This window comes from Dankookia rubra (assembly GCF_004355005.1).
GTDB classification, from domain to species: Bacteria; Pseudomonadota; Alphaproteobacteria; order Acetobacterales; family Acetobacteraceae; genus Paracraurococcus; species Paracraurococcus ruber_A.
Genome location: NZ_SMSJ01000050.1, coordinates 16,835 through 40,954, shown reverse-complemented (window position 1 = coordinate 40,954; position 24,120 = coordinate 16,835). Strand labels below are relative to the sequence as shown.

The 24,120-nt window shown below is 73.0% G+C and carries 22 protein-coding genes; 9 read left to right on the top strand and 13 right to left on the bottom strand.

The genetic code is table 11. The annotated features are described in order from the left end of the window. The 6 genes from mutL to E2C06_RS25010 form a co-directional block, all read right to left on the bottom strand. On the bottom strand, positions 1 to 1,139 hold a 1,139-nt coding region (mutL, locus tag E2C06_RS25035; RefSeq protein ID WP_165982639.1), incomplete at its 3' end, for a DNA mismatch repair endonuclease MutL. Between the two features lie 2 nt (positions 1,140 to 1,141). Further along, the gene (gene pgi / locus E2C06_RS25030) at positions 1,142 to 2,827 is read right to left on the bottom strand and encodes a glucose-6-phosphate isomerase (protein ID WP_133291317.1); all 1,686 of its coding nucleotides are present in this window, start codon (positions 2,825 to 2,827) and stop codon (positions 1,142 to 1,144) included. A gap of 88 nt (positions 2,828 to 2,915) precedes the next feature. Beyond that, on the bottom strand, positions 2,916 to 4,256 hold the full coding sequence (locus E2C06_RS25025) for a M16 family metallopeptidase (RefSeq protein WP_241671459.1): 1,341 nt from the start codon (positions 4,254 to 4,256) through the stop codon (positions 2,916 to 2,918). Next, positions 4,253 to 5,680, bottom strand: a complete 1,428-nt coding sequence (locus E2C06_RS25020; protein ID WP_133291316.1) for a M16 family metallopeptidase — start codon at positions 5,678 to 5,680, stop codon at positions 4,253 to 4,255. Before E2C06_RS25020 ends, E2C06_RS25025 begins: the two co-directional genes overlap by 4 nt. Positions 5,681 to 5,780: 100 nt before the next feature. Continuing rightward, positions 5,781 to 6,362, bottom strand: a complete 582-nt coding sequence (locus tag E2C06_RS25015; RefSeq protein ID WP_133291315.1) for a DUF3035 domain-containing protein — start codon at positions 6,360 to 6,362, stop codon at positions 5,781 to 5,783. A 195-nt stretch (positions 6,363 to 6,557) separates the two neighbouring features. Next, entirely contained in the window at positions 6,558 to 7,319 is a 762-nt protein-coding gene (locus E2C06_RS25010; protein WP_133291314.1) for an HpcH/HpaI aldolase family protein, read from the bottom strand. Positions 7,320 to 7,552: 233 nt separating this feature from the next. Between E2C06_RS25010 and E2C06_RS25005 the strand changes: the two genes are divergently transcribed. Continuing rightward, the gene (locus tag E2C06_RS25005; protein WP_133291313.1) at positions 7,553 to 7,822 is read left to right on the top strand and encodes a hypothetical protein; all 270 of its coding nucleotides are present in this window, start codon (positions 7,553 to 7,555) and stop codon (positions 7,820 to 7,822) included. Between the two features lie 27 nt (positions 7,823 to 7,849). On the opposite strand, the gene E2C06_RS25000 is transcribed toward E2C06_RS25005, so the two are convergent. Next, positions 7,850 to 9,025 carry an MFS transporter gene (locus E2C06_RS25000; protein ID WP_165982642.1) on the bottom strand — a complete coding sequence of 392 codons (1,176 nt, stop codon included), beginning with the start codon at positions 9,023 to 9,025 and terminating at the stop codon, positions 7,850 to 7,852. A 140-nt stretch (positions 9,026 to 9,165) separates the two neighbouring features. Here E2C06_RS25000 and E2C06_RS24995 point away from each other — a divergent pair, with 140 nt between their 5' ends. The 6 genes from E2C06_RS24995 (at position 9,166) to E2C06_RS24970 (ending at position 16,754) form a co-directional block, all read left to right on the top strand. Beyond that, positions 9,166 to 10,788, top strand: coding sequence for a flavin-containing monooxygenase (locus tag E2C06_RS24995; protein ID WP_133291311.1), 1,623 nt, complete (start codon positions 9,166 to 9,168; stop codon positions 10,786 to 10,788). A gap of 6 nt (positions 10,789 to 10,794) precedes the next feature. Further along, complete coding sequence (locus E2C06_RS24990) at positions 10,795 to 11,646, top strand: alpha/beta fold hydrolase (RefSeq protein ID WP_133291310.1); 852 nt, start codon at positions 10,795 to 10,797, stop codon at positions 11,644 to 11,646. 43 nt (positions 11,647 to 11,689) lie between these two features. Beyond that, complete coding sequence (locus tag E2C06_RS24985) at positions 11,690 to 12,559, top strand: dimethylarginine dimethylaminohydrolase family protein (protein WP_133291309.1); 870 nt, start codon at positions 11,690 to 11,692, stop codon at positions 12,557 to 12,559. Continuing rightward, positions 12,556 to 13,950, top strand: a complete 1,395-nt coding sequence (locus E2C06_RS24980) for an FAD-binding oxidoreductase (RefSeq protein ID WP_241671458.1) — start codon at positions 12,556 to 12,558, stop codon at positions 13,948 to 13,950. The genes E2C06_RS24985 and E2C06_RS24980 overlap by 4 nt, the downstream gene beginning before the upstream one ends. 157 nt (positions 13,951 to 14,107) lie before the next feature. Continuing rightward, a complete protein-coding gene (locus E2C06_RS24975) occupies positions 14,108 to 15,331 on the top strand; it encodes an MFS transporter (protein WP_241671457.1) in 1,224 nt (407 codons plus the stop codon). A gap of 28 nt (positions 15,332 to 15,359) precedes the next feature. After that, complete coding sequence (locus tag E2C06_RS24970) at positions 15,360 to 16,754, top strand: phospholipase D-like domain-containing protein (protein ID WP_206664682.1); 1,395 nt, start codon at positions 15,360 to 15,362, stop codon at positions 16,752 to 16,754. Positions 16,755 to 16,900: 146 nt separating this feature from the next. Here the strand turns inward: E2C06_RS24970 and E2C06_RS24965 are convergent, their stop codons facing one another. The 5 genes from E2C06_RS24965 to E2C06_RS24945 all read right to left on the bottom strand — a co-directional run bounded on the left by E2C06_RS24965 (position 16,901) and on the right by E2C06_RS24945 (position 21,495). Beyond that, positions 16,901 to 18,181, bottom strand: a complete 1,281-nt coding sequence (locus tag E2C06_RS24965; protein ID WP_133291306.1) for a TRAP transporter large permease — start codon at positions 18,179 to 18,181, stop codon at positions 16,901 to 16,903. Between the two features lie 14 nt (positions 18,182 to 18,195). Beyond that, positions 18,196 to 18,726, bottom strand: coding sequence for a TRAP transporter small permease (locus tag E2C06_RS24960; protein ID WP_133291305.1), 531 nt, complete (start codon positions 18,724 to 18,726; stop codon positions 18,196 to 18,198). A gap of 5 nt (positions 18,727 to 18,731) precedes the next feature. Then, on the bottom strand, positions 18,732 to 19,718 hold the full coding sequence (locus E2C06_RS24955) for a TRAP transporter substrate-binding protein (RefSeq protein ID WP_133291304.1): 987 nt from the start codon (positions 19,716 to 19,718) through the stop codon (positions 18,732 to 18,734). A gap of 155 nt (positions 19,719 to 19,873) precedes the next feature. Next, positions 19,874 to 20,797 (bottom strand): dihydrodipicolinate synthase family protein, encoded by a 924-nt coding sequence (locus E2C06_RS24950; RefSeq protein WP_133291303.1) that lies wholly within the window; start codon positions 20,795 to 20,797, stop codon positions 19,874 to 19,876. Next, complete coding sequence (locus E2C06_RS24945) at positions 20,794 to 21,495, bottom strand: GntR family transcriptional regulator (RefSeq protein WP_133291302.1); 702 nt, start codon at positions 21,493 to 21,495, stop codon at positions 20,794 to 20,796. Before E2C06_RS24945 ends, E2C06_RS24950 begins: the two co-directional genes overlap by 4 nt. A gap of 103 nt (positions 21,496 to 21,598) precedes the next feature. Between E2C06_RS24945 and E2C06_RS37885 the strand changes: the two genes are divergently transcribed. Both E2C06_RS37885 and E2C06_RS24940 read left to right on the top strand, forming a co-directional pair. Continuing rightward, a complete protein-coding gene (locus E2C06_RS37885) occupies positions 21,599 to 21,748 on the top strand; it encodes a hypothetical protein (protein WP_165982641.1) in 150 nt (49 codons plus the stop codon). Positions 21,749 to 21,848: 100 nt separating this feature from the next. Next, on the top strand, positions 21,849 to 23,198 hold the full coding sequence (locus E2C06_RS24940) for an amidase (protein ID WP_133291301.1): 1,350 nt from the start codon (positions 21,849 to 21,851) through the stop codon (positions 23,196 to 23,198). 18 nt (positions 23,199 to 23,216) lie between these two features. On the opposite strand, the gene E2C06_RS24935 is transcribed toward E2C06_RS24940, so the two are convergent. Next, entirely contained in the window at positions 23,217 to 24,065 is an 849-nt protein-coding gene (locus E2C06_RS24935) for a TauD/TfdA dioxygenase family protein (protein WP_133291300.1), read from the bottom strand. Positions 24,066 to 24,120: the final 55 nt, after the last annotated feature.

The window sequence follows — 24,120 nt, the reverse complement described above, 5'->3', positions numbered from 1 at the left end:
GGGGCCGCGACGGCGCCCGGCGCCAGGGCGAGCTGCGCCTCGGCCAGGCCGAGCGCCGCGGCCGCGGCCGGCAGCGGTGCCGGCGGACGGAGCCGCCAGCCGGACCAGCCCGGGCTCGGCCGGTACTGGGTCAGGGCCGGTGTCGGCACCGCCTCCCCCGCCCCGGCCGAGAGGGCGCGGCGCAGCGCCGCGATCAGCATCCCGCGCACCGCCGCCTCCTCGCGGAAGCGCAGCTCGGTCTTCATCGGATGGACGTTGACGTCGACCGCCTCGGGCGGGATCTCGAGGAAGAGCGCGGCGACGGGATGCCGCCCCACCGTGATCAGGTCGCGATAGGCCACGCGCAGGGCGGTGCGCAGCAGCGGGTCGCGGACCGGGCGGCGGTTGACCACCAGGTGCTGCTCGGTGCCGGTCGCCCGCGTATGGGCCGGCTGGGCCGCGAGGCCCGAGAGCAGCAGCCCGCCCGCCTCGGCCCCCACTGGCAGGGCGGCCGCGGCGAAATCGGCGCCGAGCAGGGCATGGATGCGGGCGTCGCGGTCCTGCGGCGGCAGCGACAGCACCTCGCGCCCCTCGACCTGCACGCGGAAGCCGCAGCCGGGCCAGGCAAGGGCCAGGCGGCGCACCGCCTCCACCGCCGCTTCGGCCTCGGAGCGCGGGGTCTTGAGGAATTTCCGCCGCGCCGGCACCGCGTAGAAGAGGTCGCGCATCTCGATCCGGGTGCCCGGCGCGCCGGCGGCGGGGGTGACGGCGCCCTTGCGGCCGCCCTCGACGGCCAGCGCATGCGCGTCGCCGCCCGCCGGCCGCGAGGTGATCGCCAGCCGGGCGACGGCGCCGATCGAGGGCAGCGCCTCGCCGCGGAAGCCGAGGGTGGCGATGCGGAAAAGCATCGCCTCCTCCGGCAGCTTCGAGGTGGCGTGGCGCTCGACCGCCAGCTCGAGGTCGGCCGGGCCCATCCCGCAGCCGTCGTCCTCCACGGTGATCCGCTCGATCCCGCCGCCTTCGAGCGTGACCGCGATGCGGGTCGCGCCGGCATCGAGCGCATTCTCCACCAGCTCCTTCACCACCGCGGCCGGCCGCTCCACCACCTCGCCGGCGGCGATGCGGTTGGCGGTGGTCTCGGGGAGAAGGCGGATCGCCACGCTCAGCCCGCGGGTGGCCAGAGTTCGGCGATGCCGCGCAGCAGCCCCTCGGTCAAGCCGTCCTGCGCCGCCGTCCCGCCGCCCTCCAGCGCCGCCAGGATCGGGCCGGTGAGCTGCTTGCCCAGCTCCACCCCCCATTGGTCGAAGGCGTTGATGCCCCAGAGCGCGCCGAGGCTGAAGACCTTGTGCTCGTAGAGCGCCACCACCTGCCCCAGGGTGAAGGCGTCGAGGCGCGGCAGCAGCAGCGTCGTGCTCGGGCGATCGCCTGGGAAGACGCGGTGCGGCGTGAGCCGGGCGATCTCCGCCGGATCGGTGCCGGCCGCCGTCATCTCGGCCTCGACCTCGGCCGCCGGCTTGCCCTGCATCAGCGCCTTCGACTGCGCCAGGCCATTGGCCAGCAGCTTGCGGTGGCTGTCGGCATGCGCGTGGTCGGGCCGGGCGACGAGGATGATGTCGCAGGGCACCGGGGTGGTGCCCTGGTGGATCAGCTGCAGGAAGCTGTGCTGGGCATTGGTCCCCGGCTCGCCGAAGACCACCGGCCCGGTGGCGCGGGCGACCGGGCTGCCGTCCAGCGTCACCCGCTTGCCGAGGCTCTCCATCTCGACCTGCTGCAGATGCGCCGGCAGCCGCGCGAGGCGCTCGTCGTAGGGCAGCACCGCCCGGGTCGGGTAGCCGAGCCCGTTGACGTGCCAGACCTCGGCCAGTGCCAGCAGCACCGGCAGGTTCTGGTCGAGCGGCGCCTCGAGGAAATGCCGGTCCATCGCCCGGGCGCCGGCCAGCAGCCGGGCGAAGGCGTCCCAGCCCAAAGCGAGGGCGATGGAGAGGCCGATCGCCGACCAGAGCGAGAAGCGCCCGCCGACCCAGTCGCGGAAGGGGAAGACCCGGTCGGGGGCGATGCCGAAGGCCGCGGTATCCTTCAGGTTGGTCGAGAGCGCGGCGAAATGCCGCCCGGCGCCTTCCCCCAGCGCCGCCCGCAGCCAGTCCCGCACCAGCGCGGCATTGGTCATGGTCTCCTGGGTGGTGAAGGTCTTGGAGGCCACCAGCACCAGGGTCCGCGCCGGGTCGAGCTGCGGCCTGAGCGCCTCCCAGGCATGCGCGTCGACATTCGCCAGGTAGTGCGCGCGCAGCGGCGCGGCGGGCGTCCAGAGCGCCCGGGTCACCATGGCCGGGCCGAGGTCGGAGCCGCCGATGCCGATATTGACCACGTCGGTGAAGGGCAGGCCGGTCGCGCCGGCAGGCGCGCCGAGCGGCGTTGCGCCGCGGGCGGTGCCGTCATGCACCGCGGCGCAGAAGTCGCGCATCCGCTCCAGCACCGCGGCGACCTCGGCCGAGGCGTCCTCGGCGCCGGCCTTGAATCCCGCCTCGCGCGGCGCCCGCAGCGCCATGTGCAGGACGGCGCGACGCTCGGTCGCGTTCACCGCCTCGCCGCGCGCCATGGCATCGCGCTTCGCCGGTAAGGCCGCGGCCTCGGCCAGGGCCAGCAGCGCGGCCAGCAGATCCCCGGTCAGCGCGGTCTTCGAGAGGTCGAGCAGCAGCCCCTCGGCGCGGCGGGAGAAGCGCCGGAAGCGGTCGGGATCGGCGGCGAAGAGGGGGCGGATCGACCGCGGCGCGCTGCCATCCGGGCGCGCGGTCCGGGCCATGGCCTCGACCGCCGCCCAGGCCTCCTGGAGCCTGCCCGCTTCCGTCATGCCCGTGCCCTTCCCGCCCTGTTGGGATAGGGATTAGAGCAGATCGCCGCCCGGCGGAAATGCCCCGGTCACCGCGCCCCGCGGCAGGTCACAGCCCGACCGGCTGCCCCGCCACCACCACCGCCAGCGCTTCCGGCCGCAGCAGCCGCGCCGCGACCGCGGCAAGCCGCCCGGTCGGGATGGCCTGCAGCCGCGCCGCCCGCCCGGCCAGCCATTCGACCGGCCGGTCGTTCTGCCGCAGGCTGAGCAGCGAATCGGCGACGCGCCGGCTGTCGGTGAACTGCAGCGGCAGCGACCCCGTCATGAAGGCGACCGCATCCGCCCGCTCCGCCTCGGTCGGGCCGTCCTTCGCCATGCGGGCCCATTCCTCCCGCGTCACCGCCAGCGTCTCGGCGACCCGGGCATTCTCGGTGGCGACCGAGCCGACCACGATCCCGCGCCGGAACATCACGTCGAGCCCGCCGCCGATGCCATAGGCGAGGCCGCGCTGCTCCCGCACCGAATGCATGAGGCGGGAGGCGAAGCCCCCGCCGGCGAGGATCCGCAGCACCACCTGCGCCGCCTCCCAGTCCGGATCCCCGGCGGCTAGGCCTTCCTGGCCAAAGACCACGGCCGATTGCGGCGAGGCGACGTCGACCACCGCCTGGCCGAAGTCGCGGAAGCCCGGCAGCGGCGGCGTCGCCGGCGGCGCCCCGGCGGGCAGCCCGGCGAAGAGCTGGACCAGCACCGCGCGCAGGGCCTCCGGCGCGATGGCGCCGGCGGCGCAGACCAGCAGCCCGCCCTGCCGCAGCTGCCGGTCGAGGGCGGCGCGCAGCGCCTCGGGCGGCACCGCGGCGATGCTCTCGGCGGTGCCGCCGGAGGGACGCCCGGCCGGGTGTTCGGGGAAGGCGCGGGCCCAAAAGGCGCGGCCGGCCTGGCCGCGCGGGGTCTCGAGCGCGCGGCGGGCGCCGGCCGCGGCGCGGGCGCGCACCCGCTCGACCGCATCCGCATCGAGCCGCGGCTCGGCCATGGCGAGGCGGGCGAGGCGCACCGCCTCGGGCAGGGCATCGGCCAGGGCTCGGAAGCCGCCCTCGAAATGGTCGCGGTCGGCGCCGAAGTTCAGGCTGATCGCCGCGTCGCGCAGCGCATCGCCGAAGGCGGTAGCGCGCAGCGGCCCGGCGCCCTCGGTCAGCAGGGCCGCCGCCATTGCCGCCGTCCCCTCCTGCCCCGCCGGGTCGAGCGCGGCGCCCCCGGCCCAGGACCAGGCGAGCGAGACCACGGGGACGGCATGATCCTCGACCAGCCAGGCGGTGATCCCGCCGGCCTCGACCACCTGGATCGGCAGGCTGAACCCGGCCGCCTGGCCCTCGGCCGGCATCCCGGCGCCAGGGAGCACGGCCGGCGCCGGCGCGTCGGCGGTCACGGCCGGCATCTCTGCGCCGGGGGTCACAGCCTGCGCTCCGGCACCGCGGTGCCTTCGGGCAGCAGCCAGCCGGTGGTGGCCGGGGCATTGCCGAGCACGGCGCGGGCGGCCTCGGTCACCTGCGGCAGGGTCACCGCGCGGAGGTGGCGCGGCCAGAACTCGACCAGGTCGAGCGGCAGGCCGGAGGCGAGCGCCGAGCCCAGCATGCGCGGCGCGGCGCCGATGCCGTCCAGCGCCAGCAGGGCGCCGGCGGTGATCTGCCGCTGGGCGCGGGCCAGCTCGGCCTCGGCCGGGCCGTCCTGCAGCAGCTTCGCCACGATGTCGTCCACCGCCGCCTCGACCTTCTCCGGCGCGACGCCGGGGCGCGGCAGGGCCGAGAGCACGAAGGAGGTCGCCCCCACCGCCTCGCCGTCATAGGAGGCATTGGCCGAGACGCAGAGACCGGTCTCCACCAGCGCCTGGTGCATCCGGCTGCCCTGGCCGCCGCCCAGCAGATGCGCCAGCACCTCCAGGGCCCAGGCCTGCTGGCGGTCGCCGAAGGTCAGCGACGGCGCCATCGCGGCGCGGAGGAAGCTCGCCTCCCGCACCCCGGCGTCGTGGCGGACGACGCGGGCCGCGGCCGGTGCCGCGGGCGGGGCGCTGCGGGTGCGCGGGGTCACCGGGCGGCTCGGCACGCCGGCGTAGAACTCCTCGGCCAGCGCGCGCACCGCCTCCGGCCGGGCATCGCCGGTGACCACCAGCACGGCATTCGCCGGGGCATAGCGGGTGGCGTAGAATCCCATCAGGTCGTCGCGGCTGATGGCGCGGATCTCGTCCTCGAAGCCGATGATCGGCCGGCCGCGCCAATGCTGCGGCCCCCAGAGCGAGGCCTCGAACTCCTCCCAGAAGCGGGACCGCGGGTTGCTGTCGGTGCGCTGGCGGCGCTCCTCGAGGATCACCGCGCGCTCGGGCTCGACCGTCTCGGGCGGGATCAGGGGGCCGGCGAAGCGGTCCGCCTCCATCCGCATCACCAAGGGCAGGCGGGAGGCCTCGACCGTCTGGTGGTAGGCGGTGACGTCGCGCGAGGTGAAGGCATTGTCCTGCCCGCCCTCCCGCGCCACCGCGAGGCTGAGGGCGCCGGGCGCGACATGCGCGCTGCCCTTGAACATCATGTGCTCGAGGAAATGGGCGGTGCCGCCGCGGCCGGCAGGATCCTCCCCGGCGCCGGCGGCGTAGAAGAGGTAGTGGCCGACCACCGGGACGCGGCGGCTCTCGGCCAGGACGACGCGGAGCCCGTTCGGCAGGGTCCAGGTCGTGGCGCCGAAGAGCGGGCGGTCGCCGGCGAGCTTGGCCTGGTCCTCCGGCGCCGGCAGCACTGGCGGGGCGGCGAGGCCTGGCTCCGGCTTCAGGGAGGCGGCGACCGGCAGGGCGGCGGCCGAGGCGAGGGCAGTGCGGCGGGTCACGCTGGGCATGCCCGAGCATGTGGGGAAGCCTGGCCGGGGCGCAAACCCGCCATGTGGCGCGCCGGCGGGCGCGCCCCGGGTCGATGCGCCGGGTGCCCGCCGCGCCGGGTCAGAAGATGCTCTCGAAGAACCGGGTGACCGGGTTGCCGGACTGGCTGCGCTGGATGATCGGGGTCTCGCCCTCCGTCGAGTCGCGGCCCAGCGCCGCGTTCTCCCGCAGCCGCTGGGATTCGCGGCGGCTGTCGAGCGCGATGCCCGGCTTCTCCGGCTCCTTCCAGAAGATAAGCCGGTCGACCAGGCTGCGGTCGGGACTGTCGAGCTTCAGGCTTTCCTCGTCCACCCGGCGACGGATATCCGGCCCGGCCGGGCGGCCGGCCTGGGTGAGCAGCGCCGCCTCGGCCGCGCTCGGCCTGGTCGGGCCGCCGGAGCTGAGGGCGGCGCCGGGGGAAAGCGTCGATTCGGCGGCGGCGCGGGGCGAGAGCTCCTGCGGCCGCACCGCGCCGGGCCGCGGCACCGGCAGCTCGCCGAGCGCGGGCGGCAGGGAGAGCGGCGCCCGCGTCGTCACCTGGAACTCGTCCGGGGCGTCGCGGGTGAAGCCGAAGGTACGCGCGGTGTCGCCGCCGCAGCCCTGGAGCAGGCCGAGGGCGAGGGTGGCGACGGCGAGGGGCAGGTGGCGTGGACGCGGGCTCATGACGGTTGATTAGACCAGATCGAGGGCGGCCGGAACGGGCCTTTGCATGGCGCCCGCCCGCGGCATGGATCGCCGCGCCGCGGGCGCCGGGCGGATCGCCGCCGGCGGCGATCCTGCCATGCAGCGAATTACCTGGGCGGACCGCCGGAGGGCGGCGTGGCCCAGGCGCCGATCCGCTCAGGAGCTGCCGGGGCCTCAGGACCCGCGGGCTTCCTTCACCGCCGACTTGGCCGCATTGACCATCAGGCCGACCTCGTTGCTGATCGTCACCAGCTTGAAGCCCATCTTGATCATGCGGTTGGCATAGGCCGGGCTGCCGTTGTGCAGGCCGGCGGCGATGCCGCGCTTGGCGGTCTCGGTCAGCAGCTTCTCGTAGATCTTCAGGATGAAGGGATCCTCGACGTCCAGCCTGGGCTCGAGGCCATAGGAGAAGCTGAGGTCGGAGGGGCCGACATAGATGCCGTCGATCCCCGGCACGTCGAGGATCGCCTCGATGTTCTCGATCGCCGTCTTGGTCTCGATCATCGGGATGACGAGGATGTTCTCGTTCGCCGTCTTCTGGTAGCCGCCGGCCTCGCCGTAGACGCCGGCGCGGATCGGGCCGTTGGAGCGCGTCCCGGCAGGAGGGTACTTGGAGTACTGCACCAGGCGGGCGGCCTCGTCCGGCGTGTTGATCATCGGGCAGATCACGCCGTAGGCGCCGGCGTCGAGCACCTTGCCGATGATGCCCGGCTCGTTCCAGGGCACCCGGACCATCGGGGTGACGCCGGAGGGCTGGATGCCCTGGAAGCAGGCGACGCATGACAGGTAGTCCTGCACGCCGTGCTGCATGTCCACGGTCACGCTGTCCCAGCCGCACTGGGCATACATCTCGGCGCTGAAGGCATTCGGGATGGCGAGCCACCCGTTGACCACGGCGCGGCCGGCCTTCCACGCGTCCTTGACCTTGTTCGCCATCTCGGATGTTTCCCCCAAAGGATTGCCTGCCCAGGCGGGTCTGGGCGCTGTCTGCCCGCGGACGCTAGACCAGAACGGCGGAGGCCGGAACCGGCCCCGGGCGCGAAAAGTCCGGCCGGCTGCCCCGGTTGTCCCCGGTCACCGTTCCGGCACCGGCAGCGGCCGCAAGCCATTGGCCATGCGGCGGCAAGATGGGCTGGGGCAGGGTGGCAGCGTAGAAGGAGGCCCCGCCGATGCATCTGCGCACCCTGCTGATCGAGCGCGACGACCCGACCGAGCCCGGGCTGCTGATCCGCCGCTATGCCCGCATCGGCGTCTGCTGGGAGCCGACGCTGGGGGACTGGGCCTGGATGCGCTTCAACGCGGCGGGGGAGGCGCTGACCCCGGTGGTCGGCCCCTTCCCGGCCAGCGAGGCGGCCTTCGAGGATGCGTTGCTGCAACTGGGCGGGCGCTGGGAGGAGGCGGAGGCGCAGCCGGTCCCGGAAGGCCTGGCCGGCGCCTGAGGCGGGGCCGCCCTGCGGCGCTCCGCCTCAGCCCGCCGCCCGCTGCCGCACCGCGACGCCCCAGCGGAAGACCTGGAACAGCGGCAGCAGGGACAGCACCAGCGCGGCGGCGAGCCAGAGCGGCGCCGCCGGGCTGCCGGCGCGGTCCTGCACCCAGCCGGCCAGCGGCGGCAGCCCGGCATGGCCGGCATAGAGCCAGAGGAAGAAGACTCCCATCCCGAGCGCCCGGTCCTCCGGCCGCAACGCCTGGGAGGGCAACGCCATGATGACGCCGACCGGCAGCCCCATCACCAGCCCGGAGCCGATCATCGCCAGGGCGGGCGGCCCGGTGCGCGTCGCCAGCGCCAGCAGGCAGGCCGTCCAGCCCAGCGCGGCGACGGTGAGCAGCGGCCCCGGCCGGCCCCAGCGCTGCGCCAGCATCCCGCCCGCCTGGGCCGAGGCCACGACCAGCCAGGTCGCCGCCCCGGTCAGCAGGCCGATCTCGGCCGGCCCGAGCCCGGCGGCGCCGAGATAGCTCGGCGCGAAGCCGACCATGATGGCGAAGGCGCCGTTGAGGATGCCCCAGAGCGCCCCGGCGATGCAGACCAGCGCCACGTCCAGGCGCGGAATCCGCCAGCTGCCCGCGGCGGCCGACCCGGCCCGCTCATTCGAATGCGGCCGGTAGGCGAGCAGCAGCAGCATGAGGGCCGCCAGCGCCAGCCCGGCGCCGGAGGCGATCACCGCCGGCCATCCCGCCGCCCCGGCCAGCCCGCCCAGCACCAGCACCGCCAAGCCGATGCCGATCGGGAAGGAGTTCATGAAGATCGCCATGGCCAGCACGATCTCCCGCCCGGCGAACCAGTCCGTCACCATCTTCGACAGCGGCACGCTGAGCAGCACCGCGCCGATGCCGGACAGCAGCCGCCCCGCGGCGAGCCCGGCGAAGCCGCCGGCCATGCTGCCGAGCACCGCCCCCGCCGCCATCAGCAGCAGCCCGGCGAGCGCCACCCGGCTGTCGCCGAAGCGGCGGCCGAGCGCGCCGGCCGGCAGGGCGATGAAGAGGCCGGGCAGGAAATAGAGGCCGATCAGCGTGCCGAGATCGGCATAGGACAGGCCGAGCTCGCCCACCAGCTGCGGCGAGGCGGCGGCCACCGATTGGAACTGGAAGCCGAGGCTGGTGCGCGCGGCGGTCAGGATGGCAAGGGCCCGCCAGCGATCTTCCATGGTTGCGACACCCCGGTCCGCGGTTGCGGGCCAGCCCATCATGCGCCGGACGCGTCGGCAATCCCGCAAGCCGCCCCGGCGTGACGCCGAAGGCGATCCATGGTGAGCTTGGCGCAAGAACCGATTGGAGGATTCCAGAAATGGCCAGCAGCCCCACCTCCGCCACGACGCTCGACGTCGCGGTCGTCGGCGTCGGCCTCGGCGGGCTCTATGCCCTGCACAGGCTGCGCGGGATGGGAATGACGGCGCGCGGCTACGAGGCCGGCAGCGGCATCGGCGGCACCTGGTTCTGGAACCGCTACCCCGGCGCCCGCTGCGACATCGAGAGCCTGGAGTATTCCTATTCCTTCTCCGAGGACTTGCAGAACGAGTGGCACTGGCCGGAGCGCTACGCGACGCAGCCGGTCATCCTCGAATACATCAACCATGTTGCCGACAGGTTCGACCTCCGCCGCGACATCCAGTTGAACACCCGCATCGCCGAGGCGCGGTTCGACGCGGCCGACCGGTGCTGGACGCTGCGCACAAAGGCGGGGGAGGAGATCCGGGCGCGCCATGTCATCATGGCGACCGGCAACCTTTCGACGCCGCGCGTGCCCGATTTCCAGGGGATCGAGGATTTCCAGGGCAAGTGGTACCACACCGGGCTCTGGCCGGCCGAGGGCGTGGACTTCACCGGCCAGACCGTCGGCGTGGTCGGCACCGGATCGACCGCCATCCAGATGATCCCGCGCATCGCCGCCCAGGCGAAGCACCTCTATGTCTTCCAGCGCACCGCGAATTTCAGCCTGCCCGCGCGCAACGCACCGATGGATGCGGCGACGGAAGCCGACCACCGCGCCCGCTACGCGGAGCGGCTGGTCGATGCGCGGCAGACCGCCTTCGGCGTCTCCGGCGTGCCGATCCCGGTGCAATCGGCGCTGGCGGTGCCCGAGGCGGAGCGGCGCGCCAACTACGAGGCGATGTGGGCGCGCGGCGGCACCATCCCGCTGCTGAACTGCTACAACGACTTCCTGGTGGACGAGCGCGCCAACGAGACGGCGGCCGAGTTCGTGCGGGAGAAGATCCGCGGCATCGTCAAGGACCCGCGGACGGCGGCGCTGCTGACGCCGAACGACCACCCGATCGGCTCGAAGCGGCTCTGCCTCGATACCGGCTACTACGAGACCTACAACCGCGGCAACGTCACCCTGGTCGATGTCCGCAGCGACCCGATCGAGCGGGTGACCCCGCGCGGCCTGCGCCTGACGGGCGGCACGGAATACGCGGTGGACAGCCTGGCCTTCGCCACCGGCTTCGACGCGATGACCGGCGCGCTGCGCGAGATCGACATCCGCGGCGCGGAGGGCCAGGCCCTGGCCGAGGCCTGGGAGGGCGGGCCGCTGACCTATCTCGGCCTGATGGTCGCCGGCTTCCCCAACCTGTTCATGGTGACCGGCCCCGGCAGCCCCGGCGTGAAGAGCCAGATGATCCATTCGATCGAGCAGCATGTGGACTGGATCGCCGATTGCCTGGCGCATCTGCGGGCCAAGGGGCTGGCGACCATCGCGCCGACCGAGCAGGCCCAGGCTGACTGGGTCGACCACGTCAACAAGGTGGCCGACCGCACGCTCTATCCGCGGGCGAATTCCTGGTATGTCGGCGCCAATGTTCCGGGCAAGCCGCGCGTGTTCATGCCCTATGTCGGCGGCGTGGCGGCCTATCGCCGCAAGTGCGACGAGGTGGCGGCCAAGGGCTATGCCGGCTTCGTGCTGGCGGACTGAACCCGCATGGATCTGCATCACGCGGAAGCCGATCTCGGCGAGGTCCGGCTGCACTACGTCACCGCGGGCGCGGGCCCGGCCGTGCTGCTGCTGCATGGCTGGCCGCAGAGCTGGCGGATGTGGGAGGCGATCATCCCTGGCCTCGCCGCGCGCCACCGGGTGGTGGCGCCGGACCTGCGGGGCCTGGGCGACAGCTCCCGCCCCGCAGGCGGCTACGACAAGAAGACCGTGTCGAACGACCTCTGGCGGCTGATGGCGGAGGTGCTGGGGGAGCGGCGCTTCTTCCTGGTCGGGCATGACTGGGGCGGGCCGACCGCCTTCTCCCTCGCGGCGCAGCACCGCGACGCCGTGCGGCGGATGGCGATCTTCGACGCGCCGGTGCCGGGCGATGGCTCCCCGGTCTTCCATGCCGGCCGCTGGCACCACGGCTTCCACTGGGAGGACGGGCTGGCCGAGGCGCTGACCGCGGGGCGGGAGGAGGTTTACCTGCGCTTCTTCTACCGCACCTTCGGCGGCAGGCCGGACTGCGTGCCGGAGGCGGCCCAGCGGGACTACATCCGCGCCTATAGCCAGCCCGGCGCCATGCATGCGGGGTTCGAGTACTACCGCGCCATGCGCCAGGACGTCGCCGACAACGAGGCGATGCTGGCCCGGGACGGCACGTTGCGCATGCCGGTGCTCTGCTACGGCGGCCCGCTCGGCCGCGGCCGGGGGCTGGGGGCGATCGAGTCCTGGCGCCGGGTGGCCGAGGACGTCCGCGGCGGCATCGCCGAGGGCTGCGGCCACTGGATCCCGGAGGAGCGGCCGGACTGGGTGACCGCGCAGCTGCTGGAATTCTTCGCCGGGGAGGCCGGCTGACCGGCCCTGGACGCCGGGCGGCGGCGCGGCCACTCTCGGCCCCATGCCGCCCCCCTGGACCGTCAGCTCCGAGACCGGCCGCCTGACCGAGGTGCTGGTCTGCGCGCCCGACCATTATCGCTGGATCCCGACCAACGCGATCGCCCGGCGGACCCTGGCGGCCGGTGGCCAGGCGGATCTGCAGGGGTTGCAGGCGCAGCACCGGGAACTGGTCGCGGCGCTGGAGCAGGGCGGGGCGCGGGTCCACCACCTGCCGCCCGAGCCGCACCTTCCCTACATGGCCTATACCCGCGACAGCGTGGTGGTGACCCATCGCGGCCCCGTCCTATGCCAGCTCGAGCGGCCGCAGCGGCGCGGCGAATATGCTCCCCTGATCGATTGGCATGCCGGGCAGGGCAGCGGCTTCTGGCGGAAATCCTCGGCCGGGACGCTGGAGGGGGGCGACATCCACGTCCTCCGCCCCGGCCTCGCCGTGATCGGCGCCAGCGGCGGCCGGACCGACGAGGCGGGCGCGGAACAGCTCGCCGGCTGGCTGCGGGCCGAGGGCTGGGAGGTGCGCATCGAGCCCTTCGACGAGCATTTCCTGCATCTGGACGTGCTGTTCTGCCTGGCCGCGCCCGGCCTGGCGGTGGCCTGCCTCGACGTCCTGCCGGAGGATTTCGTCACCTGGCTGCGGGACCGGGGCATCCGCTGCCTGCCCGTCCCCTACCGGGACATGATGCGGCTCGGCTGCAACCTGCTGTCCCTCGGCCGGGAACGGGTTATATCCGCGGCCGAGAGCCGCGACCTCAACGCCGCCCTGCGGGCCGAGGGGCTCACGGTGCTCGATCCCGCGCTCTCGCTCTTCACCGCCGGCGGCGGCGGACCGCATTGTCTCACCTGCCCCTTGAGCAGGGTGGAGGAAACCCCGTGAACACCATCGCCCCCCGCCCCGTCGACGCCGTCATCGCCGCCGTCCGGGAGTTCCTCGGCGACCGGCTCTCCACCGCCCAGGCGATCCGCGAGCAGCACAGCCGCGGCGAGGACCAGACCCCGCCGACCCTGCCCGACGCCGTCGCCTTCATCGAGACGACCGAGGAGGTCAGCCGCGTCCTCGCGCTCTGCCACCGGCACGAGGTCCCCGTGGTCGCCTTCGGCGCCGGGACCAGCCTCGAGGGCCACGTGAACCCGGTGCGGCGGGGGATCTCGCTCGACCTCTCCCGCATGACCGCGGTGCTCGAGGTCAACCCGGAGGACATGGACTGCCTGATCGAGCCCGGCGTCACCCGGCAGCAGCTTAACGACTTCCTGCGCGACCAGGGCATGTTCTTCCCCGTGGACCCCGGCAGCGTCTGCACCATCGGCGGCATGTGCGCGACGCGGGCCTCCGGCACCAATGCGGTGCGCTACGGCACGATCCGGGAGAACGTCCTCGGCCTCGAGGTCGTGCTGGCCGATGGCCGGGTCATCCAGACCGGCGGCAGGGCGCGGAAAGGCGCCAATGGCTACGACCTGACCCGGCTGTTCATCGGCTCCGAAGGCACGCTCGGCGTGATCACCAAGGTGCGGCTGCGGCTGCACGGGATCCCGGAGGCGATGTCCTCCGCCGTCTGCCAGTTCCCCGACCTGGAATCGGCGGTGAACACCACGATCGTCACCATGCAGTCCGGCATCCCCGTGGCGCGGATCGAGCTGATCGATGCCGACCAGATGGAAGCCTGCATCAAGTACTCGAAGCTGGAGGGCCTGCGCGCCACCCCGACGCTCTTCCTCGAATTCCACGGCACCCAGGCCGCGGTGAAGGAACAGGCCGAGGGCGTCGAGGCGATCGCCGCGGATTACGGCGGCGAGGGCTTCTCCTGGGCGACCGATACCGAGACGCGCACCAGGCTCTGGCAGGCGCGGCACGACGCCTATTGGGCCGGCATCGCCCTGATCCCGGGCTATCGCGGCATCACCACCGATGTCTGCGTCCCCATCAGCAAGCTGGCCGAGGCGATCCTCGGCGCCAAGGCGGACGCGGTGGCCTCCGGCTTCACCACCTGCATCGTCGGGCATGTCGGCGACGGCAATTTCCACCAGATCATCCTCTTCGACCCGAAGGACCCAACCGGGCTCGACCGCGCCTGGGAGCTCGACCGCAGGATCGTCGCGCGCGGCCTGGCGCTCGGCGGCACCTGCTCGGGCGAGCATGGCGTGGGCCTCGGCAAGCGCGAATTCCTGGAGGCCGAGCATGGCGCCGAGGCGCTGGCGGTGATGCGCGGCATCAAGGCCAGCCTGGATCCGAAGGGCATCCTCAACCCGGGCAAGATGTTCCGGAACTGAGCGGCGCGGCCCCGCGATCCCGAGGCTTGCGTGCCGTGGGTCGGGTGCCGCCGCGCCGCGGCTGCCAGACCTGGAACAAGAGATGAGGGGGCTGGGGAAAATACCGTCTCCCCGGCCTTCGTTTCCAGGTCGGATTTTCAAGAACAGTGGGGGAAACGTGCCGCGCTTCCGCGGCCCCGAGCTGCCGATATTGGCGCTCACCTTGGGGCATGTCTTCTCGAACGCCGTGCGCACCCTGCCGGCGATGGCGGCCGATGTCCTCTCGCGCGACCTCGGCCTGACGCCGGAGGCGCTGGCGGCGCTGACCGGTGCCTTCCCCGCCGCTTTCGCCCTGGCCATGGTGCCGGTCGGCGTCGGGCTCGACCGCTGGGGCGTCCGCCGCACCGCGCTGGTGCTGCTGGCGATCGGCGGCTTCGGCTGCGCCCTCGCGGCGCTGGCGGGCGGGCCGGCCGGGATGCTCGTCGCGCAATGCGTGCTCGGCATCGGCTGCGCCGGCGCGCTGATGTGCCCGATGACCTATGCGGCGCGGGCCATGGACGGGCACCGCTTCGCGCTCTGGTCCGGCATCATCCAGGCCTTCGGCAATTGCGGCATGCTGCTGAGCGCCTCGCCGCTCGCGCTGCTGGTCGAGGCCGAGGGCTGGCGGGCCGGGTTCTGGGCCTCGGGCGGACTGGCGCTGCTCGCCTTCGCCGCGGTGGCCGCCACGGTGCGGCAGCCGCCCCCGGTGCGGCAGGGGCACCGTTCGCTCTGGCAGGACACGCGGGAGATCCTGGCGATCGCCGCCTCCCCCCGGCTGCGCGCGCTGATGGTCATCGCCTTCGCCAGCTTCGCCGTGGTGCTCGGCGTGCGCGGGCTCTGGGGCGGGCCCTGGCTGATGGAGGCGAAGGGGCTGACCCGCGTGCAGGCCGGCAACGTGCTGCTGCTGGTGGCCGTGGCGCTGGTCGCCGGGCCGGCGCTGGCGGGGGTGGTGCAGCGCTGGGTCGGCCGTCCCGTGGCGCTGCTGGTCGGCAGCCATCTCGGCGTCGCCGGCCTGGTCTTCCTGATGGTCGGCGGCGGGCCGGGCGGCTGGCTCGCCGCGGCGCTCGGCCTGCCGGTGCTGCCGGCCGCCTTCGACGCCACGGTGATGGTCGCCTTCGGCCTGGTGATCTCCTTCCAGATCCTGGTCTTCGCCCAGGTCCGCGCCGCGGTGCCGCCGGACCAGACGGGGCGGGCGCTCTCGGCCAACAACATCGCCTTCTTCGGCGGGGCGGCGGTGCTGCAGGCGGTCTCCGGCTTCGCCGCGGGCTGGGGCGGGATCGGCGCGGCGCTCTCGACCTTCGCGGTGGCCCTCGTGGTCTGTTCGCTGGGCTTCCTTTGGCTGCGGCGCCGGGCGGGCGGCTGAGCCGGGGATGTGGCAGGGTGGCCCGGCCATGACGCTGACCGCCATCGCCCTGACCGCCCTGCATGCCGCGCTCTCGGCGGTGGTCACCGCGCATGTGCTGCTGCGCAAGCGCGAGGTCGGCAGCGCCATCGGCTGGATCGGCCTCGCCTGGCTGTCGCCCTTTCTCGGCAGCGCGATCTATGCCCTGTTCGGCGTCAACCGCGTCCGCCGCCGCGCCCGCACCCTGGGCCGGCCGGAGAGCGCGCGTGACGAGGCCCCGCACCCCGTTGCGGCGGGGGTGAGCCTGGCGGCGGTGCTCGACCGCAGCGGCCACCGGCTGACGCGGCGGGCGGCGGCGCCGGGCAATGCGATCCGCCTGCTGCGAAACGGCGACGAGGGCTATCCGCGCATGCTCGCCGCGATCGAGGCCGCCACCACCCGCATCGGCCTGTCCAGCTACATCTTCCGCGACGACGCCGCCGGCGCCCCCTTCATCGAGGCGCTGATCGGCGCGCATCGCCGCGGCGTCGACGTGCGCGTGGTGATCGACGGCATCGGCGGCGGTTATTTCCTTTCCCCGGCCTATCGCCGGCTGCGGCGGGCGGGGGTGCCGGCGGCGCGCTTCATGCACGCGCCGCTGCCCTGGGACATGCCCTTCCTGAACCTGCGCTCGCACAAGAAGATCCTGGTGGTGGACGACCGCATCGGCTTCACCGGCGGCCTGAACATCGGCGCCGAGAACCTGGTGCTGGGCGACCCGGCCGACCCGGTCCGCGACACGCATGTGGAACTGCAGGGCCCGGTGGTGCGGCAGCTGGCGGCCGCCTTCGATGCCGACTGGTGCTTCGCCAGCCGCGGCGAGCCCTGGCGCTTCGACGCGCCGGCGGGGCCCGGCCCCGGCGGGGCGACGGCGCGGGTCATCACCTCCGGCCCCGACCGCGACATCGAGAAGATCGAGGCGACGATGCTGCAGGCCGTGACCTGCGCCCGGCAATCGGTGCTGGTGATGACGCCCTATTTCCTGCCGGACGACAGGCTGGTCTCGGCGCTGGCGCTCGCCGCGCTGCGCGGGGTTGGCGTGGACCTGGTGGTGCCGGAGCGCAGCAACCACCGCCCCGTCGACTGGGCGATGCGGGCGCATGTCGCGCCGCTGCTGCAGGCGGGCTGCCGCATCTGGCTGAACCCGCCGCCCTTCGACCATTCGAAGCTGATGGTGGTGGACGGGGAGTGGAGCCTGGTCGGCAGCGCCAATTGGGACATGCGGAGCCTGCGGCTGAACTTCGAGCTGGACGTCGAGATCTACGACCGTGCGACGGCGGCGGCGATCACCGCGCGGATCGGCGCCGGGCGCGGGGCGCGGCTGACCAGCGAGGCGCTGGCGCGGCGGCCCTTGCCGGCGCGGCTGCGGGATGCGGCGATGCGCCTGGCCTTGCCCTACATCTGAAAGGAAGGTCGGGAAGGGAAACAGGTATTCCCTCCCCAAACCCCACCCTTCCCTTTCGTGGGTCGGGCGCCGCGGTGCGGCGAGTGCCGGACTCAGAGAAATAGAGGTGGGTCCAGGGAGGATACCTCCTCCCTGGCCTTATCCTTCTACCGGAACGCCGCCGGCAGCCAGAGCGACAGCGCCGGGATGTAGGTCACCAGCCCCAGCACGATCAGCATCGCCACGTAGAACGGCCCGCTATGCTTGGTCGCATCCCACATGCTCACCTTGCCGACGGCGCAGGCGACGAAGAGCGCCGGCCCGACCGGCGGGGTGATCAGCCCGATGCCGAGGTTGACGATCAGCACGATGCCGAACTGCACGGGGTCCATGCCCAGCGCCTTGACCACGGGCAGGAAGATCGGCGTGCCGATCATGATCAGCGGCGCCATGTCCATGAAGGTGCCGAGCACCAGCAGGATCACGTTGATCAGCAGCAGCGTCATGATCGGGTCTTCGGTGATCCCGCGCATGAAGGCGACGGTCTGCGCCGGCACCTGCAGCAGCGCCATCAGCCAGCCGAAGGCGGTCGCCGTGCCGATGATCAGCATGACCATCCCCGTGGTGCGCACCGCGCCGCCGACCGCCTCGCGGAAGCCGGTCCAGCCGAGGCTGCGATAGACCAGAACCGTCACCAGCAGGGCGTAGATGACGGCGACGCAGGCGGATTCGGTCGCGGTGAAGATGCCGCTGCGGACGCCGGCGAAGATGATGACGATCAGCATGAGGCCGGGGATGGCGCCGACCACCAGCCGCAGCAGCGCGATCCAGCCGGGGAAGGCTTCCCGCGGGTAGCCGCGCCGGATCGCGACCAGCCAGGCCACCACCATCAGCGTCAGCATCATCACGATGCCCGGGATGATGCCGGCGGTGAAGAGGTCCGCCACGCTGATCGCCCCGCCGGCGGCGATGACATAGAGGATCATGTTGTGGCTGGGCGGGATCAGCAGGTCGATCAGCGCCGCATTGGCGGTGATGTTGACGGCATATTCCGGCGCATAGCCGCGCGCCTTCATCTGCGGGATCATCACCCCGCCGACCGCGCTGGCATCGGCCACCGCCGAGCCGGAGACGCCGCCGAACAGCGTCGCGGCGACGATGTTCACCTGCCCCAGGCCCCCGCGGAGATGCCCGACCATGGCGGCGGCCAGCGCCACCAGCCTATCGGCGATCTGTCCCCGCAGCATCAGGTCGCCGGCGAAGACGAAGAAGGGGATCGCCAGCATGGAGAAGACGTTCATGCCGGAGGAGAGCTGCTGGAACACCACCACGGGCGGCAGGTCCATCCAGAAGACGGCGGCCAGCGTCGCGCCGCCGAGCGCGAAGGCGACCGGCGTGCCGATCAGCAGCAGCAGCGTGAAGCTGCCGAGCAGGACGGTGAGTTCCATCTGGTCCCGCTTCCTCAGGCGTCGGTCAGCAGCGTGTGTTCCGGCACGCCGGCCGGGGCCTCGCCGGTCACGGCATGCGCCAGCAGCCTCTCGAGCCCGAAGAGCGCGATCAGCACGCCGCCCATGACCAGCGGCAGGTACTCGACCGTCCCCGGCAGCCCGAGCGTCGGCAGCGTCGCGTCCCACACTTCCAGCGCGAGCTCGCCGCCATACCAGGCCATGGCGGCGCCGAAGAGGGTGACGACCAGGTCCGACAGCACGCGGAACAGCCGCGTCAGCGGCTCCGGCAGCACGTCCCGCAGCGTGTCGAAGCCCATGTGGAAGCCTTCCCGCACCCCCGCCGCGGCGGCGCCGAGGATCACCCAGGCGAGCAGCAGCAGGGCCGAGGCCTCCGCCCAGGAGGGCGTGTCGTTCAGCACGAAGCGGCCGAAGACGCCCCAGGCGACGATCAGCACCATCGCCACCATCGCCACGCCGGCGATGCCGATGGCGGCGCGGGCGACGATGTCGAGCGCGGCGGAGACGCCGCGGGCGAAGGGTTGCATGGCGGTCAGGCCGCCCGGATGCGCTCGACCAGCGCCTTCAGCTTGGCATCCTTGACGAACTGGTCGTAGACCGGCTGGGTCAGCTTCGCGTAGGCAGCCTTGTCGGCCTCGACGATCTGTGCCCCGCCGGCGGTGACCTTCGCCAGCGCCTCCTCCTCCATCGCCACCCAGAGCTTGCGCATGTGCGGCACGCTCTCCTTCGCCGCGGCGCGGATGATCTCCTGGTCGGGCTTGGCCAGCTTGTCGTAGCTGCGCTTGCTCATCGCCAGGATCTCGGGCGAGAGGCTGTGCTCGGTCTTCGTGTAGAACTTCGCCACCTCGAAGTGGCGGGAGGTGTAGTAGGTCGGCACGTTGTTCTCGGCGCCGTCGACCACGCCGGTCTGGATGGCGGAATAGACCTCCCCGAACGGGAGCGGCGTCGCGTTGGCGCCGAAGGCGCGCATCAGCGCCACCCACATGTCGGACTGCTGCACCCGGACCTTCAGGCCTTTCAGCTGGTCGGGCTCCTGCACCGCGCGGGGCTTGGTGTAGAAGCAGCGGGCGCCGCTGTCGTAGTAGGCCAGCGTGATCAGGCCGTGGGACGCGGTGTCCTTGCCGATGTCCTCGCCGATCGGCCCGTCCATCACCTTCTGCATGTGCGCGGTGTCGCGGAACAGGAAGGGCAGGCCGACCACCAGCGTGGCGGGGACGAGGTTGTTCAGCGGCGCGGTGTTGACGCGGGTGAAGTCGATGACGCCGAAGCGGGTCTGCTCCAGCGTGTCCTTCTCCTCGCCGAGCTGGCGGGAATGGAACATCTGGATCCTGATGCGGCCGCCGGTGCGCTCCTCGACCAGCCTGCCCATCAGCTTCACGCCCTCGATGGTCGGGTAGCCGTCGGGGTGGATGTCGGCGGCCCGCAGCGTGATGCCCTGCGCCGCGGCGCGGTCGGCGATCCAGGGGGCGGCGAGCGCGGTGCCCAGGATGGCGCGGCGCGATGCGGTGATAATGGTCATGGACTGTCTCCCTCCCTGCGGGGCGGTCTTGTGCCGCCCCGATCGTCACAAACTGCTATAGCAGATGGCAGAAAGCGCCGGAAGCGCCTGATGTTTGTTGGGCGGGCAAATCACCCCGGTCAGGCCCGGGCGCCTGACCGGGGTTTGCCCTTGGCTCACTCCGCCGCGGCGCGCTGCAGCATTCCCCAGCCCGCCAGCAGGTCGCGCAGCGCCGCCGCCGAGCCCGGCGGCAGCGGCCAGGCGGCCGGCGCGCGGGCGGCGCCGACATCGATGCCCGAGAGCGTCAGCGCCGCCTTCACCACGGCGACATTGGCGCCGTTCTGCTCCTCGGACCGCAGCGCCTCGAAGCCGTGGATCGCGGCGATCTCCGCATTCGCCCGGGCGAAGTCGCCGGCGCGCAGCGCCTGCAGGATCGCCACCGACCGCTCCGGCACCAGGTTGATCAGGCCCGAGGTGAAGCCCTGCGCGCCGAGCGCCGTCATCGGCGGCGCCCAGGGCTCGGCCAGGCCGCAGATGAAGGAGACATCCGCGCCGGCGCGGCGGATCGCCTGGGCCAGCACCATGACGTTCGGCGTCGCCCATTTGACGCCGACGACGCCCGGGACCCTGCACAGCGCCTCGATCGCCGGCAGCCCGATCCCGTCGTTCCGCAGGTACAGCACCACGGGCAGGCCGGCCGCGTCGGCGATCTTCGCGACGTAAGCCACCACGCCGCGCGGCGCGACGAAGGGGTCGGGCGGCTGGTGCACCATGATGGCGTCGGCGCCGTCCGCCCTGGCACGGCGGGCGAGCGCGGTCGCCTCCCCGATGCTGCGGCCGACGCCGGCGACCACCGCGGCGCGGCCGGCGACCAGCGCCGGGACCTCGGCCTGCATCCGCTCGGCCTCGGCGAAGGAGAGGCTGTAGAACTCCCCGGTATTGCCGTTGACGGTCAGCGCATCGACGCCGGCCGCGGCGGCGCGCGCGATGACGGGGGCGAGGCGCGGCGGGGCGATGCGGTCCTCGGCATCCATCGGCGTCACCAGGATGCCGGAGATGCCGGTCAGCGCGGCGCGGACGCGCTCGGGGGGAAGGGTCATGCGGGGCGTTTCCTCGTGCTGGGCAGCAGGCCGCCGACCTCGAGCGAGCGCAGCACGTGCGCCCGCATCCGGCCCTCGGCCGCATCCGGATCCTTCGCCTGCAGGGCCGAAAGGATCGCGGCATGTTCGCGGAGCGCGCGGGGCAGCTCCTTCGGGGTGGCGTTCAGCGCGCGGACGCGGCCGAAATGGTCATAGGCGCGCAGCGCCGCCAGCGAGCGGATCAGGAAGACGTTGTCGGTCGCCTTGTGGATCAGCGCGTGGAAGCGCTCGTTCGCCTCCGACACCAGCTCGGGCTTGCCCGCCGCGGTCGCGTCGCGCATCGCCTGTAGCTGGGCGTCCAGCGCAGCCAGCGCCGCATCGTCCGCCCGGGCGGCGGCGAGCGCCGCGGCGGCGCCTTCGAGGGCGGCGCGGATGCGGCCCATCTCGGCCTGCCGCTCGGGGCCGAATTCGGCCACCACCGTGCCGCGGCGCGGCAGGGTGACGACCATGCCGTCCTGTTCCAGCCGGCGCAGCGCCTCCCGCACCGGCTGGGCGGAGATGCCGAGCGCGGTGGCCAGGCTGCGTTCGGAGATGCGGCTGCCCGCGGGCAGGGCGCCCTGGACGATGGAGTCGCGCAGCCGGCGGTAGGCGCGCTCGGCCAGCGAGAGCGTATCCTCCTCGGCCAGCCTTTCGACCGGGTGGGGTGCGGCGGCACTCATGCAGTCTGCAATAGCAGATGGCAGTTGGGTTTGGAACCCACGCTGTCGTGGGAACCCCCCGCGCCGCGGATGGCTTATGCCCCAGGCATCAGGGGAGGCCGGCATGAGCGAGAATGGCGCGGGCGACCCGCCCGAGGCGGATGAGGGCTTCGTGCTCTGGGAAGGCTGGATGTTCGGCGCGGTGATGTTCGAGCCGGCGACCGAGTATGTCACGCTTTTCCCTCCCGCCAACGACAACGAGGGGGAGGCCTGAGGCCGCGATCGCCCGGGGCGCCTGCGCCGAGGGCGTGAATCGCCGGTCCCGATTATCGCCCCATCTTGCCCATCGGTCCGGTCCCGGCCAGCATCGCCCGATGCAGCATATCGCCGACGCCGCCGCCGCCCTGGCCGCGGGCCGCATCTCAGCCGCCAGCCTGGTCGACGCCGCGCTGGACCGCATCGCCGACCCCGCGGGCGAGGGAAAGCGCGCCTTCACCGCCGTGCATGCCGAGGCCGCCCGGGCCCAGGCCCGGGCGATGGACGCGCTGCGCCATGCCGGCCGGGCGCCGAGCCCCTGGGCCGGCATCCCCGTCACGGTGAAGGACCTGTTCGACGAGCATGGCCATCCCACGAGGGCGGGCTCCGCCGTGCTGCGGGACGCAGCCCCGGCGACCGCCGACGCACCTGCGGTGGCGCGGCTGCTGCGGCAGGGCTTCGTCGTCATCGGCCGCACCAACATGGTGGAATTCGCCTTCAGCGGGCTCGGGGTGAACCCGCATCACGGCACGCCGCTCAGCCCCTGGGACCGCGCCACGGGGCGGCTCTCGGGCGGCTCCTCCTCGGGCGCCGCGGTGGCCGCGGCCGACCACATGGGCTTCGGCGGGCTCGGCACCGATACCGGCGGATCCTGCCGGGTGCCGGCGGCGCTCTGCGGCGTGGTCGGCTTCAAGCCGACGGCGCGGCGGGTGCCGCTGGACGGCGTGCTGCCGCTGGCGCCCTCGCTCGATTCGGTCGGGCCGCTGGCCCGCAGCGTCGCCTGCTGCGCCCTGCTGGATGCGGTGATCAGCGGCGAGGACCTGCCGCAGCCGCTGTCTCACCGCGGAGTCGCCGGCCTCAGGCTCGGCCTGCCGCGCGGCACCTTCCTGACCGAGGACCAGGACGACGCCGTCGCCGCCGCCTTCCAGCGCGCGCTGGCGCGGCTTTCGGCGGCCGGCGCGCGGATCGAGCTGTTCGACATCCCGGAGCTGGCGGAGCTGCCCGTGGTGAATGCCGCCGGCGGCTTCGCCGCCAGCGAGGCCTGGGCCTGGCACCGCCGGCTGCTGGCGGACAAGGCGCATCACTACGACCCGCGCATCCTGGCCCGCATCCGGCGCGGGGAGCGCATGTCGGCCGCCGACTACATCGACCTGCTGGACCACCGCGCCCGGCTGATCGCGGCGGTGGCGAGGCGCACATCGGCCTTCGACGCGGTGCTGTCGCCGACCTGCCCCATCATCCCGCCGGCGATCGCCGAGGTGGAGGCGGAGCCGGCCTACAACCGCATCAACATGCTGCTGCTGCGGAATACTGCGGTGGGCAATTTCCTCGACCGCTGCAGCATCAGCCTCCCCATCCACCGCCCGGGCGAGGCGCCGGTCGGGCTGATGCTGACCGGCGAGGCGATGGCAGACAAGGCGCTGCTGGCGACGGCGCAGGCGGTGGAGGCGGCGCTGGCCGTGCATTGAAGCGGGGTGGTCGGGGACTCAGGCGGGCACGTCGCCCGCCAGCGTCACCCGGTGCATCACCCGGCGATGGCCGTGATAGTCGTTGACCGGGTTGTGCAGCACGCAGCGATTGTCCCAGAAGGCCAGCGCGCCCGGGGTCCAGGAGAAGCGGCAGGTGAATTCCGGCCGCACCTGATGCGCGTGCAGGAAGTCGAGCAGCGGCACGCTCTCGGCCACCGTCATCCCGGCGAAGCGCAGCGTGTGGCCGCCGTTCACGTAGAGCGCGCGGCGCCCGGTCTCGGGATGCGTCCGCACCACCGGGTGCTCGACCTCGTAGACCTGCTTGGCACCGGCGCGGGCGGTGTCCTTCAGCCGATCCTCCCGCGTCTTGGTCACGTCCGCCTTGGCGCTGCTGTTCACCGCGCGCAGCGGGTCGAGCAGGCGGCGCATCCCCGGCGACAGCGTCTCGTAGGCGGCGATGCCGCTGGCGAAGAGGGTATCGCCGCCGTAGGGCGGAACCTCGCGCGCGATCAGCATGGTCGCCATCGGCGGCCGGTCGAGATAGGCGGTGTCGCTGTGCCAGAGCCCGCCGAAATTCACCGTCTCGGTCTCCAGCTTCACCACCGGGATGACCTCCGGCGCCTCGGCCAGGCCCTTGATGAAGGGGTATTCCACCACCTCCCCGAAGCGTCGGGCGAAGGCGGCCAGCGCGGGCGCGTCCAGGTGCTGCTGGTCGCGGAAGAAGACCACGCCGTGCTCCAGCCAGATGCCGCGGAGTTGAGCGATGGTATGGTCGGGCAGGTCGGGGGAGAGGCGGATGCCGCCGATCTCGGCGCCCACCGCACCGGACAGCCGCCGCACCGTCAGCGGAAGCGCAAAGCCGTCCATCGGTTTTCTCCAACTGGTTCTCTCGCTTCGAATCCTAGCAATGCGCGCCAAGGCG

Bases quoted from the DNA above. Each gene is read 5' to 3' on its own strand.
- E2C06_RS25015 (WP_133291315.1), bottom strand. From the start codon at position 6,362: ATGAGCCCGCGTCCACGCCACCTGCCCCTCGCCGTCGCCACCCTCGCC.
- E2C06_RS24960 (WP_133291305.1), bottom strand. From the start codon at position 18,726: ATGCAACCCTTCGCCCGCGGCGTCTCCGCCGCGCTCGACATCGTCGCC.
- E2C06_RS24995 (WP_133291311.1), top strand. From the start codon at position 9,166: ATGGCCAGCAGCCCCACCTCCGCCACGACGCTCGACGTCGCGGTCGTC.
- pgi (WP_133291317.1), bottom strand. From the start codon at position 2,827: ATGACGGAAGCGGGCAGGCTCCAGGAGGCCTGGGCGGCGGTCGAGGCC.
- E2C06_RS24965 (WP_133291306.1), bottom strand. From the start codon at position 18,181: ATGGAACTCACCGTCCTGCTCGGCAGCTTCACGCTGCTGCTGCTGATC.
- E2C06_RS24970 (WP_206664682.1), top strand. From the start codon at position 15,360: ATGACGCTGACCGCCATCGCCCTGACCGCCCTGCATGCCGCGCTCTCG.
- E2C06_RS24985 (WP_133291309.1), top strand. From the start codon at position 11,690: ATGCCGCCCCCCTGGACCGTCAGCTCCGAGACCGGCCGCCTGACCGAG.
- E2C06_RS24950 (WP_133291303.1), bottom strand. From the start codon at position 20,797: ATGACCCTTCCCCCCGAGCGCGTCCGCGCCGCGCTGACCGGCATCTCC.
- E2C06_RS24990 (WP_133291310.1), top strand. From the start codon at position 10,795: ATGGATCTGCATCACGCGGAAGCCGATCTCGGCGAGGTCCGGCTGCAC.
- E2C06_RS25020 (WP_133291316.1), bottom strand. From the start codon at position 5,680: ATGCCCAGCGTGACCCGCCGCACTGCCCTCGCCTCGGCCGCCGCCCTG.
- E2C06_RS24945 (WP_133291302.1), bottom strand. From the start codon at position 21,495: ATGAGTGCCGCCGCACCCCACCCGGTCGAAAGGCTGGCCGAGGAGGAT.
- E2C06_RS25010 (WP_133291314.1), bottom strand. From the start codon at position 7,319: ATGGCGAACAAGGTCAAGGACGCGTGGAAGGCCGGCCGCGCCGTGGTC.
- E2C06_RS24935 (WP_133291300.1), bottom strand. From the start codon at position 24,065: ATGGACGGCTTTGCGCTTCCGCTGACGGTGCGGCGGCTGTCCGGTGCG.
- E2C06_RS37885 (WP_165982641.1), top strand. From the start codon at position 21,599: ATGAGCGAGAATGGCGCGGGCGACCCGCCCGAGGCGGATGAGGGCTTC.
- E2C06_RS24955 (WP_133291304.1), bottom strand. From the start codon at position 19,718: ATGACCATTATCACCGCATCGCGCCGCGCCATCCTGGGCACCGCGCTC.
- E2C06_RS25000 (WP_165982642.1), bottom strand. From the start codon at position 9,025: ATGGAAGATCGCTGGCGGGCCCTTGCCATCCTGACCGCCGCGCGCACC.
- E2C06_RS24940 (WP_133291301.1), top strand. From the start codon at position 21,849: ATGCAGCATATCGCCGACGCCGCCGCCGCCCTGGCCGCGGGCCGCATC.
- E2C06_RS25005 (WP_133291313.1), top strand. From the start codon at position 7,553: ATGCATCTGCGCACCCTGCTGATCGAGCGCGACGACCCGACCGAGCCC.